This is a genomic window from symbiont of Argiope bruennichi (genome assembly GCF_051094275.1).
GTDB lineage: Bacteria > Bacillota_I > Bacilli_A > Mycoplasmatales > SG1.
Genome location: NZ_CP070274.1, coordinates 144,810 through 157,608, shown reverse-complemented (window position 1 = coordinate 157,608; position 12,799 = coordinate 144,810). Strand labels below are relative to the sequence as shown.

General features: G+C 24.0%; 7 protein-coding genes. All 7 read right to left on the bottom strand.

What is annotated here, in order from left to right; translation table 4 throughout:
- Positions 1-3: 3 nt before the first annotated feature.
- The 7 genes from JTY60_RS00745 to ftsH all read right to left on the bottom strand — a co-directional run bounded on the left by JTY60_RS00745 (position 4) and on the right by ftsH (position 12,746).
- Positions 4-2,844 (bottom strand): FtsX-like permease family protein, encoded by a 2,841-nt coding sequence (locus tag JTY60_RS00745; protein WP_434414744.1) that lies wholly within the window; start codon positions 2,842-2,844, stop codon positions 4-6.
- A gap of 150 nt (positions 2,845-2,994) precedes the next feature.
- Positions 2,995-4,956, bottom strand: coding sequence for an FtsX-like permease family protein (locus JTY60_RS00740; RefSeq protein WP_434414743.1), 1,962 nt, complete (start codon positions 4,954-4,956; stop codon positions 2,995-2,997).
- 72 nt (positions 4,957-5,028) lie between these two features.
- Entirely contained in the window at positions 5,029-6,333 is a 1,305-nt protein-coding gene (locus tag JTY60_RS00735; RefSeq protein ID WP_434414742.1) for a hypothetical protein, read from the bottom strand.
- Positions 6,334-6,388: 55 nt separating this feature from the next.
- Entirely contained in the window at positions 6,389-6,820 is a 432-nt protein-coding gene (locus JTY60_RS00730; RefSeq protein ID WP_434414741.1) for an FtsX-like permease family protein, read from the bottom strand.
- A 27-nt stretch (positions 6,821-6,847) separates the two neighbouring features.
- On the bottom strand, positions 6,848-9,352 hold the full coding sequence (locus JTY60_RS00725; RefSeq protein WP_434414740.1) for an ABC transporter permease: 2,505 nt from the start codon (positions 9,350-9,352) through the stop codon (positions 6,848-6,850).
- 99 nt (positions 9,353-9,451) lie between these two features.
- Entirely contained in the window at positions 9,452-10,561 is a 1,110-nt protein-coding gene (locus JTY60_RS00720; RefSeq protein ID WP_434414739.1) for an ATP-binding cassette domain-containing protein, read from the bottom strand.
- Positions 10,554-12,746 carry an ATP-dependent zinc metalloprotease FtsH gene (ftsH, locus tag JTY60_RS00715; protein ID WP_434414738.1) on the bottom strand — a complete coding sequence of 731 codons (2,193 nt, stop codon included), beginning with the start codon at positions 12,744-12,746 and terminating at the stop codon, positions 10,554-10,556. The genes JTY60_RS00720 and ftsH overlap by 8 nt, the downstream gene beginning before the upstream one ends.
- Positions 12,747-12,799: the final 53 nt, after the last annotated feature.

Genomic DNA, 12,799 nt, shown 5'->3' with positions numbered 1-12,799 from the left:
TTATTAAGTTTGATAATATTTTAACTTTTTTATAATATTTTTTGTGATAAAGAAAGTAAGAATAAAAATTAAAATTACTGAAAAAAAAGTAATAAGAATGATTCATCAAGTAAATGGCAAATAAAATTGAATCTTTAAAATCAAAGCTACTTTGTTAACAATAAGATTCATAATGAAATAATTCAAAATAATTCCTGTAATGATTCCAATGATTACCGTAGAAAAATAAATTGTAAAAAAAAGTAAGTTTATTTCCTTATTTTTATAACCTACAGACTTTAAAATAATAATTAATTTGGCGTTTTCTGAAAGAATCAAATTAGAAATTGATAGTAAAATAAAAAAACTAATAATAGAACTAAAAAAACTAAAAATATAAAAAGAAATTGAAATAAAATTTACATTTTTTTTTACAGCATTTAAAATATCATCTTTTGAAATAGTTAAAATAATTGTTGGTAAAATTAAAATATTATTTAAAGAAAAAGATGTATTATCAATATTTACAAAAGAATCGTATTCATTTTTGTAGTTATTATCATTGTGAGAAAAAATTTCAGAATATTGATTTAGATTAATAGATGAAAATTTATTTCTTAATTCTGATAACTGATCATCATTAGCCATTAAATAAATAACACTTGAAGGATCTTGAGTTTCAACAATTTTTTTAATGTTAATTTCAACTAATAAATTATTTATTTTAAAATTAATTGTATCACCCTCTTTGCAATTGTATAATAACTGAAATTTTTTAGATGCAACAATATTTAAAATTACTCTGTCTTTTAAGATACTAAAATTTGTTTCATCTAAAATATTTTGTGATAACTTAGGTAAAAAAGAATTTATTCTTTCTTTGTCGGTTTCATTAAATGTTGAAAGAAGAAAATTATTATCATTGTAAAAAAATAAAAAATTCAAGTTGGTTAAATCATCTTCCTCGATAAAAACACATTTATAACATAATTTGTATGATTGATCGTTTGTAAGTCTTTTTAATGAGTTTTTAATCTGATTTTTATAATTTTCTGAAATAGGATATTTAATATCATTAAAAATTGCATCTGGAGTTTTGCAATCTTTTTCTATACAATATTCATTATTTTCATTAAGAACTATTGTTTTTTTATTATTTTCAATAAAAAACGGATAATTATTAAAAAATTTGTTTTCAATCTTTTCTTCAAGGTCTTTTCAATTTTTTGTATTTGGTAAAATATTATATTTTTGATCACTTTCATTTAAGTAAATGTTTTTTTGGGAATCCAAGCCCTCTTTTTTATCAAAAACAGTTGCTAACTGATAGCTGTATGAAAAGTTAATATTATCGTTAACATTAGAAATAAAAGATTTTAAAAATGTTACTCCAACTAAAGAAAGCAAAATTAAAAACGAGCTTATTGTTGAAGTTCCAAAAACAAATAAATTTTTTTTTAAAGAACTTAAAAAAATTGCCGTTCTTAATCGATAGTTAAAGCTAAATATTTTTGGAGTTTTACCCAGTCTTTTTCAGAAGAAAATATTAATAAGAAATCTGTTAACAACAACAGAACTTTTTTTTCCAAAAATCATACTTAAAACATTTTCTTTTAACATAAAGTATGAAGTAATTAAAGTTAAAAGAAAAATAATTGAAAAAACAAGGATAAATGATACTAATGGTATTCATCAAATTATTTCATTTCTAGAAACTAAAATGGAATAGAAACTGCTTTGTACGACATCAACAAAATAATTAATTAAAAACAAGGAAGGTAGAGAAAAAATAAAAGCAAAAGTTGTTAGTGAAATAGAAAATGGTAAGTAATTTCAAACTAACTGATAATTTTTGTATCCTAATGACTTTAAAATTCCAATTTGTGGTTTATTTATTTCAATTTTTCTTTTAGTAAAAAAAATAATTAAAAGTTCTGTTGATGCAATAATAATAAATAAGATTGAAAATGTAAAAATTCTACTAGCAAGAATTCTTGTTTGAACGATATTTGTAAAAAAATCCTTATTGGTAAAGGGTTTTGAAACAGTTAAATTATTAATGCCATGATCCTTTAGTAAGGTGGATACTTTTTTGTAAAAGTTTTCTTCATTTATCTTATTCTTGTCTTTAAACTTATAACAATATTGGAAATTTTGATTTAATGGTGAAATTGTTGCAAGTGTACTTGGATCTGCAACAATATATGATTGCAAAGAATAAGTTGGAAAAAGAAAAGTTTTAAAATCATAATAACAAAATTGAGGTAAGTAATCAAAACCTTTTACTTTAAAATTATAATTTTCAATTTTTAAAGTACTTCCAATTTTTATGTTATTAAAGTTTGCAAAGATTGGACTTAAAAAAATTTCTGGGTTTTTTGGATCTGGTTTTGGGGATGGTGTTTTATCCAATGACTGATAATCTAGAGATAAGTTGATATTGTTTGAATTACTAATAAAAAAAAATGTAAAAAAATCTTTTTTTTTATTTTTACTGTTGAGTGATTTGTTGTCAACTTTGAAGTTTGAAGTATCAATTTGATAAACAATATTTGTGTCTGTATCTAAAGAAAAATGTGATTTTTCTAAATCATTAACAAATTTACTTGTTTTACCCGGACTATTTTCTAAATAATCTAAAATTTGCGTTTTTTCTGCATTATCTTTAATAATGTCTTTGTAAGAAAAGAAAAAATCATTTAATTTTCCTTTGTTAACAATTTCATAAAATTTTTTTTCGTACTTTACGCTACTGTTATATATTCCTATAAACAAACTGAATGATAATAACAGCAGAAAAAAAATTGAAAATACTTGAACTAAGTTAGAAAAAATAGACTTTATTCCATTTTTTAATAGCAGCATGTTATTTTTGCAAGACTTGTTTCATATCAAGTTTATTTAATGACTTAATAGTAAAATGTTTTACAGTAAAGTAGATAAAAAGTAAAAGTAATAAAGTAAAAAATAAAGAAATAATAATAAACCAATAAGAAATATATCAATTAATAGAACCTAACAACTTTCAACTAAAAAATATCCAAGAATGTATGAGGCAATTAATATCGTTAAAAAACTAAAAATAATTGTAATAAAAAATATTCCTGTAGTTACAGAATTTATTTCTTTGTTTTTGTAACCTAAAGATTTCATAATTAAAATTTGCTTCTTGTTGTCGTGAATTAAAATATTACAACATGAAAGCATAATTACAAAAGATAGAAGAAAAACTAAAACCGTAAAAAGAATAAGCAATAAAGAAAAACCGCCAATAGTTTGATAAATTTTATCAAAAAATAGAGCGTGGCTTCACTCATCACTCACTGTTGAGGTAGAAAATGATTTGTAATCACTGATTGATTGCGAATTAAAAACACCATTATCAAAAATAGGATATTGGAATTTACCCCCGTTTAATCCTTGTTGTGTATAATCACCATAAGGATTAAAAAAACTAATGTTGGTTTCATCATCCAAGTGAATTTTTTTAGAAAATTTACCGTTAAAATAAAGTTTTTTAAAAATTTCTGCTTTAATAATATTACTCTTGTCTTTTACAACATCACTGTAATTTGCAAAAATTAAATTATTAATATCTTGTTGTTTTGCATAAACTTTAAAATCAGAAATTTGACTCACTTTACCAACAACCTTAATTTTATAATCTGTCAAATTATTCTGTATTATGTTGTAATTATTTTCTAAAACTTTTTGGGCAATACTATCATCAACTGTCAAAGGTAATTGATCGACTGCCGGGGGAGTGCTTATATTTTTATTAAAAATTCCATAAGTATAATGAGGAAGTCATTCAGTTTCTTTGGTTTGGGGTTCATTTAAAGATACACAATCAGAATAACTCTCTCCAGGAATACAAATAAGATTTGCATTTGTATCATCTCATCTACTTTCCATGTTAATATGAGTATCGAATGGCTGAATAGCATTTTTTTTGTTATTTTCTACTAAATTTTGAAAAAAAGTAATCGGATATTCTTGATTTAATTTTAAATTAAATGATTTTTGTACTGCAGTATTAACTACTACATTAATAACTTTATCATCGCTTTTTAAGGAATCTTTATACAAAACGTTGGTAACATCAGAGTTTTCAAAGTTTTTATTAACTCCTCAAATTTCTAAATTTTTATTTAAAAGTTTACTTTCGATATAGGTAAATTTATTATCTGTAACTGGATCAAAAGGAACTAAGCCGAATGAAATTGAAGAATTAGGGTAAAAACTATCACCAGAAATAACTTTATTGAAAACATATTGAGGAAGTTTTTTTGACATTAATTCAACAATGCATTCCCCTGCATTATCTTTTTCACTACCAATCATTTGACAAATTATTTTTGATTGAGAACTTTTATCACCAATTGTGTTTAATCAATTTTGATCAAATAAATAACCACCAAAATATTTTGCTGTTGCAGTTAGATATGTAGTAGGATTTTTTGTACTTCCATTTTCTGGACCTAAATAGTGTAAAAAGTTATCGTTATTTTTATAATTTTTTGATGAAGAAGGTAAAAAAGTTGGATAAATTGGCGAAGTGTTATAAAATCCATAAATATTTTTTTCATCTTCATTAAATCATTGATAATTATCAACCGTAGATGCTGGAAGACCTGCGTGTTGTCAATTATCTTTAGTTGGTGGTTGTTTATCAACATTACCTAAAATCATATTTCCATGAAAATCATTTCAGGGAATTGGTTGATATTTTACATAACTATTGTAAGGTTTTACACTATTAATTGATCCATAAAGAAATGTAAGTAAAATTGAAGGAACAAAAAAGGATAATAGCATTAAAAAAGATCCAAGAATTAAAACAAAATAATTGGTAGCAATTCTTATTTTTTCATGTCTTGCAAATTGAAATCTTATTTTGTTTAAAACTAATTTGTTAGAAAGAAATAAAGAAAATTTTCTTTTTATTTTAGAAGTTATTTTTTTATTAGCTTTCATATGTTATCTTTTTCTTAATAATTTTATATTTAATCTGGTAGTAAACCATAGAATAAGAAATTATTGCAGCAATTAAACCCCCAATATAATATAAAAAAATAATGAAAAACTAAATTTGATGGGAATAACAAAAAAATTTGAAAAAATGTGAATTAAAAAAACATTAATTAAAATACTAGTAAACAATGAAACATAAACTGCAGACAAAAAAATAATTGTGGGAAAAATTAAATAGGTAGTAATAATTGTTCTTATAGAAAATCCAAGATAATAAAAATTTCTAATTGAGGATGACTCTTGTGACAATCTTTTTAAGAAAATATTATAAAAAATTAAAAAAATTGTTGTCATTATAAGAATAATAAAAAATATTTCAAAATAGTAAAAATAATAAATAAATGTTGAAAAAAAGTGGGTTCTTTGGTAAAAAGGATAATTTGTATCATCATAAAAATAAAAATTATATTTAATATTGTTTTTGGTTAATATTTCGTTAATAACTTTTTTTATTTCATTTCTTTTTTGATCAAAAATTTTTAAATTACTCTTGTCCTTTACACTACCATAAAGATAAATTTCTCTTTGATTACTATTGGCAATTAAAAATTTTCCTGGTAGATGACTGTTTAAATAATAATAAGCGTTTTTATAAGTATAAACCAAACAATTAAATTTATTATTATTTAAAAAATTATCGCTTGATTCATATGGATAAGAAAAATCAAAAGAAGTTGCATAACCAACAACATGAAAAAGTTCGGTATTTATTTTAAAATAACTGTTAATTTTTAAGTTGTTTTTGTATGCGTAGTTTGGTTCTAATAATATTTCATCACTTCATTGTGGAGTTCTGCCAGCAAGAAGCTCTACTCGATTTGATAAATTTAAATTATCATCTAAATTAATAATTTTGTAAGATTTAAAACCATCCTTAAAAAATCTGGTGTCGCGAAAAAAAACATTAAATGCTGCATTTTTTAAATCAAATTTTTTAATTGAATCGGGAGAACATATATTGGTAGAATTTGGAAATAAGTTTGAAATTTTACAGCTTAAAGTTGAAACAATGTTGTCTAACCCAATATCTGATTGATTAGTTGATTCACTTTGAGCATAATCCTTAGATCAAGGTTCTTTCCCGTCAAAAATATTATTAGATCCAGCCCCCTTATTAAATTTACTATTTGAAATATCTAAATAAAAAAGCGAGGGGTTTGATTCATTAACAAAATTTTTAAAACTTTGATTTGTTAATGAATAAAATTGTGTAAAAGATGAAAAAACACTAATGAAAATAACTATTAAAAATACTAATGAGATAAATTGTACTTTTAAAGTGAAAATGTTTTTTAAAATATTTTTTGCAATATGGTACATTTTTTATAAGTCAAAAAAATAATAAAAATAATATTTTTAAGCAATAATATTATAACTATTTTTTTAACAAAATTACGACATTTATTTTTTTTAATCGAACAAAATTTATCGATAATACAATTAAATATAATACTAAGGTAAAAAGGCAAGCAATTAAAATAACATAATAATTGCTAGATAGGTTAATATATTCTTCGGTATTACTAGATGCAAATCAAGAAATTTTATCTAAAATTATTTTTCCAATAAACTGACCTGTAAAAAATCCTAAAATAATTGAAGGAACAATTATTTTTCCAAAAAATCCAACAATTTCTCTGTAAGTTCAACCCATCGCTTTTAGTACTGAAATTGAATAACTATTTTCTTCAATAAAAAATTTCATGATCATACTTACAACCAAAATGCATAAAAGTGATGAAACTATTGAAACAATAATTAATACTACAGAAATTACGGAGAAATTGTAAGAAATTAAATTTAACACATTATTTTTTTTAATTTTTAAAGTTCCCTAGCCAAGTGCCGTAATTGAAGTGTAGTTATAAGGATCTCCTTTAGGAGTTTTTGTTGAACAATTTGATTTTGTTAAGGATACATAATCTGGTGTAATTTTGTTAACGTCATTGTCAAAAAGATCACAAAATACTAAAAAAGCTTGATCGTTAGGGGTATTATTTTTTAAAAATTTACTGATAACAAGATCTGAAGTAAAAATGAAATCAGCCTTGTAATAAAAAGCGTTGTTAAAACTGGTTCATTTAAAAATTTTATATACATAAAACTTTTCTGATGACTTTTCTGGTGTATTTTGAGAATCAACAGGAGAAAAAAGATTATTACCAAAAGTATCTCCTGTGGATAGTGAATATTTTTTTGCAAATCCGCTTCCAATAATTACAGGAATATATTTGTTAGATTGAAAAAATTCTTCATTTTTTTGATAATCTATATTTAATTGAATAAAAAAATTCCAATCTAAATTGCTAAAATATTTTTTATACCCTGCATTATTGTAATAATATTTATCAGCGATAAGTAAAGATACTTTTGTATCTAATGTATTAGAAGATTTTAATAACCCGGTCCCCCTAAAAAAATAATTTTTATTTAAAAATCCAGATTGATTTGTTATAAAATTAATATTAATTTTATTAATACCAGCACCTATTATTTTAGATCGAAGATATGCCATATCATATGCGCTAATAGTGTCACGGTCATCTTGTTTTTGTTTTTCTTTCTCGTTTCTTTCATTTAATTTCTTAAAAAATTCTTCTTTATCTGCCAATGGTTCAAAAGAAATTTGAAAATAATATGGATCAAATTGATTATCTTCTTTGTAACTAAAAATTTCATCTACTGCTTTTTGAATACTTGTGTCATCAGAAATAATAATTTTATCTTTTTGTTCTAATATGGTATCATTGTCTATAATAATTGGAAGTGTACGGGAATTATCGCTGTATTTTTCTTCAGATTCAATTATCTTTGGATTATTAGGGGTTTGAATGTTAGATAAATAGTTGTAGTTTGTGTTTATTGAAATAAAATTATAATTATTGTCATTGTTGTAAGAATTGTAAGTTGATGATAAAAACGAACTTCCAGAAATAGAAACCATAAATAAAATTACACAAGTAAGAGCGGAAAAAAATGAAACTAATATTTTTCCAATAATCTTTGAACTAAAAGCAAAAAATAATCTTATCCTAAAAGGGTAAAAAAAAGTAATATAAGATATAAACAAAGAAAAAGTAGTTGGTTTTATATTTTCTTTTTGAGAAAAATTTGCTTTAATGTTTTTTTTAATATAAATGAAAGTTGTTGCAAATGTTAAAAGTAGAGAAATAATAAAAACAAAGAAAAATAAAGTTAATGTGAAGGGTCAATTTAAATTGAAACAAGAAGAATAAATATTAAAAATTTTTTCTTGACTTTTTATTAAAAATTCTTGTGCAATAAAAGAAAAAGTGGTTGAAGCCAGAAATGAAATAAAAAAAATTACAATTGGAAATAATATAAATGGGAAGGTAATTTGAAATGTTGAATAACCTACTGTTTTGTAAGTTGTAATTTCTAAAATTCTTTGTTCAATAAATTTTTTTATGACAATTAAAAAAATTAAAAAAGAAAAAATAAAAATAATCGCTGCCAAAAAATAGCCAACATAAAAGTTAATTTTAATCATTCCAGAAACAATGTTTTCATTAGTTAAAAATCATTTATTAAAAAAAATGGGGTGTTTATTTTTATATCAATATTCAGCCGTATCTTTATCGATTTCATTTTTTAATTTAATATGTATTTTACTGTCTAACTTTTGACAAAAATCACTAATATCACCATAATTATTAATAATCTTGCCGTTTTTTTCTGCAAAGAAAAAAATTCCCTCGTTTGAGTTATTATTGGCTAAAAAAGAATCATTAGCATAAAAAAAGTGTTCATTTTTTGGATTAAATATTAAAGTATTGGTATCTTGATTTAAGATGTCAATTGGTGAATATCCAATACTTTGGACATTAAAATGAATATTTTGGAAATATTCATCTGTAAGAGATTGCTTTAGGGTTAATCTAATTTTTGAAGAAATTTTAATATTGCTTGACTTTGCAATAGGATTGGAAATAAAAATGTCATTTTTATTTAAATTTATGTGGTTTTTTGAATATAAAATATTAAGTTTTGAAGTTTGACTGAATAAAATATTTGAATAAAATTCTGAATTTTGTTTTCCAATATTTTCATTATTAATACTTAAAATAAAAGAATAACGAAAAGGTTCTAAGATAAAAGAAAAACCACCACCTAATTTAGCAGGTCCACCAGGAGCCATTTCTGAAATTACTTTAATAATGTTTTTTTCTTTTTTCTCATCTACATTTATGTTTGGGTTTCAAGCTAAAGAGTAATTTGGTGCCTTATTGTTTTTTAAAAACGAATAAGTGTTATTTTCGATTTGGGTTGAAAAACTATTAGTTGTAAAAATTACTGAAAAAGCTAAAGTTATAATCAAAAAGAAGAAAATAATTAAAAATTTAGATTTTTTAAAGCTAAAAAGGATATTTTTTAATAAAATAAACAAAAAAGTAAAACCTTAGGAATTTTTAAAAAATTAACTTCAAGAAATATCTTGAGGAGATTTTTTATTTAAATTTTCATATTGATCAACAATTTTTCCATTGCCGACCTTAATAACATAATCTGAAAGTTCTGCAATATTTGGGTTATGAGTAACAATAATAATAGTTGTTTTAAGTTTTTGATTAATACTTATTAAAACTTCCAAAACTTTTCTTCCAGTTTTCTCGTCAAGAGCACCAGTTGGTTCATCACAAAATAAAATTACTGGGTTTTTTGCAAGAGCTCTTGCAATACTAACTCTTTGTTGTTGCCCCCCAGATAGCTGATATGGGTATTTGTCAATGTGTTCTAGCATATCAATAGTTTTAAAAATTTCTGTCAATGAATAAATTTTTGATTTTTTATCAGCCAAATTTTCTCCAACTTCAGCGTTTTCTTTTGCGGTAAGGTGAGGTAAAAGATTATATTGTTGAAACACAAAACCAATTTTTCTTCTTCTAAATTTAGTAAGATCGTTATCTTTTAACAAGGTTAGATTGTACCCATCAACAAAAACATCTCCCGAATCTGCAGTGTCTAATCCACTCATAATATTTAATAGTGTTGTTTTCCCACTACCAGAGGGTCCTAAAATTGAAATAATTTTATTTTTTTCAATTTTTAAAGAAAAGTTGTCTAAAATTTTATTACAAACATAACCCATGTAATAAGATTTTCCAACATTGTTTAATTCAATACAATATTTATTTAATGATAAAGGAAATTCCTTATCATAATAAACAATTTTTCCTTTAATAACTTCTTTAGAATGTTTAGATCTTAAAGATTTTAATTTTTTATTTGTTTCTTTTAGTTTTTTTAAAGCAACTTTGCCCTCTTCACGAATTTTTTTGTTTTTTTCGTAAAGTTTTTTTCTTATTTCGCTTTTTTCACGTTTTATTTCTTTAAGTTTTAGTAATTCGGCATCTATTTGCTGTTTTTTTAAAAGTTTTTCTTGCTCTAAAGGTGAAAGTTTTTTATCTTTTTCATTAACCAAAATAGGAATAGACTCTGATTTTTTATTTTTTCAAAATCAAATGCTTTTTGAATTTTTGTCTTTTTTTAATTTAGAATCTTGACCAATATTATCTTTTTTATTCATTTTCTTTTTTATCGTCTTTTGATAAGCTTTTTTTTTCTTTTAATAATTTTTTATTATTTTTATCTTTTATTTTACCATTTTTATCTTTATTTAAGTCTTCAAAATTTTTTGGAAGACTTTTAAAAGAAAAATTTTTTTTAACTTCAGTTTTTTTCGCTATTTTTTCTTCATTTTCATTCGTTACAGAAATAACTTTTTCAACAACTGGCATTAAGTTCTCTACAGAAACTTTTTCTTTTTCTGGTAATGGTTTCTTTTCGTTAAAAAGAAACGTAATTTCTTCATATAAAAGTGTTTCTTTTTTATATAACTCATTTGCAATTAAATCAAGTAATTCTTTGTTTTCTAAAAGAATTTTTTTTGCTCTATTGTAATTGCTCTCAATTATATACTTTATTTCATTTTCGATCTTTAAAAAAGTTTCTGAAGAATAGTTTCTTTGAACTGTTTGTCCTTGATAAATAGCGTAAGGACTGTTATTTTCCTCTTCAAATTGAATTGGTCCAAGCTTACTCATTCCAAGCGCTGTAACCATTTCTCTTGCAATTTTTGTAGCTTTTTCAATATCATCTTTCGCACCATTTGTGATATTTTCACTGCCAAATTCAATTTCTTCAGCAATTCTTCCAGATAACAAAATAGCAATTTTATCGTTTAACTTTTGTTTTGTATATCAAAAAAGTTCTTTTGCTGGAGCAATTAATGTATATCCACCAATTAAATTTCTAGGGATGATGGTGATCTTTTGAATAATTTCGTCAGTTTTTAAAACTAATCCTGTAAGTGCATGACCAGTTTCATGATATGAAACAATTTTTTTGTCCAAATCATCATATTTTCGACTTCTTTTTCGAATTCCACCGATTACTCTGTCAATTGCTTCGTAAATTTCATCTTCAGTAATCGTTAATTTAGATGCTCTAGCAGTTAAAAGTCCGGCATCATTCATGATTTCTGCCAATTGAGCCCCAGAGAATCCAGAAGTAATTCTAGCGATGTCTTCGAAGTTTACTAAAGGATCAACATTTTTATTTTCAGCATAAATTTTTAAAATAGCAATTCTTTCATTAAAGTTTGGTAAATGAACCGTAATTTTTCTATTAAACCTTCCAGGTCTTGTAAGAGCTGGATCCAATACATCGGCTCTATTTGTCGCACCAATAACAATTATTCCATTGTTTGGAGAGAAACCGTCAATTTCAATTAGTAATTGATTTAGTGCTTGTTCTCTTTCATCATTTCCACCCATCATGTTAGCGCCTCTACTTTTACCAATTGCATCAATTTCATCGATAAAAATTACACATGGGGCACTTTTCTTGGCAACTTTAAATAAGTCCCGAACTCTAGCGGCCCCAACACCAACAAATAATTCAACAAAGTTACTACCACTAATTGTATACATAGGAACGGTAGCCTCGCCAGCAACAGCTTTTGCCAACATTGTTTTGCCAGTTCCTGGAGGACCTACCAAAAGTATTCCTTTTGGCGTGTTAACACCCATTTCTTGATATTTTTTGGGATTTTTTAAGATATCGATAAATTCAATTAGTTCGGTTTTTTCTTCATCGTATCCAGCAATATCTCGATATTTTATGGTAGAACTGCTAATTATTGCTCTAGATTTTGAATAACCAAAGTCAATTCCTTTACCCTTCATTGATATTTTTAGTAAGTAATAAAGTGCAAAGCAAATAATAAGAGTTACGATAAGAGAAGGTAAAAAATTTAAAATAGCATCAAAAAAAGTTGTTGATTTTGGAGTAATTGTAATATTATTTTTTGAAAGAAATTCTGATACATCATAAAAGGTGTCATTGTCAGTTATAATAGAAAATACTAAAATATGTGTATTTTGACCATTAACTTTTAAAATAATATTTATATAAAATAAACCTTTATCAACATATGAACTAGCACTTGATGCGCCAAAATTAATATTATGTTTGTTTTTGTTTATAAAATCTTCTAATTCATCTGCAGTAAATACTTTGGTGTTGTTGCTAAAATATCCAAGAAAAAAAGCAAGAATCAATAAAACCAACCCAACGGTAAGGGCAATCATTAACCAATTTTTTTTTTGATTTACTGGTGGTTGTTTAGAATTTGAATCGTCATTTGAAGAAATAAAATTTTTTTCTGTAAAAAAATTTTGATTACTTTTGCGATTATAAAAATTTAACATTATACAAATATTTTAAGTAAAAAAAGAAAAAAATGAAAAGGGATAAAAAAATA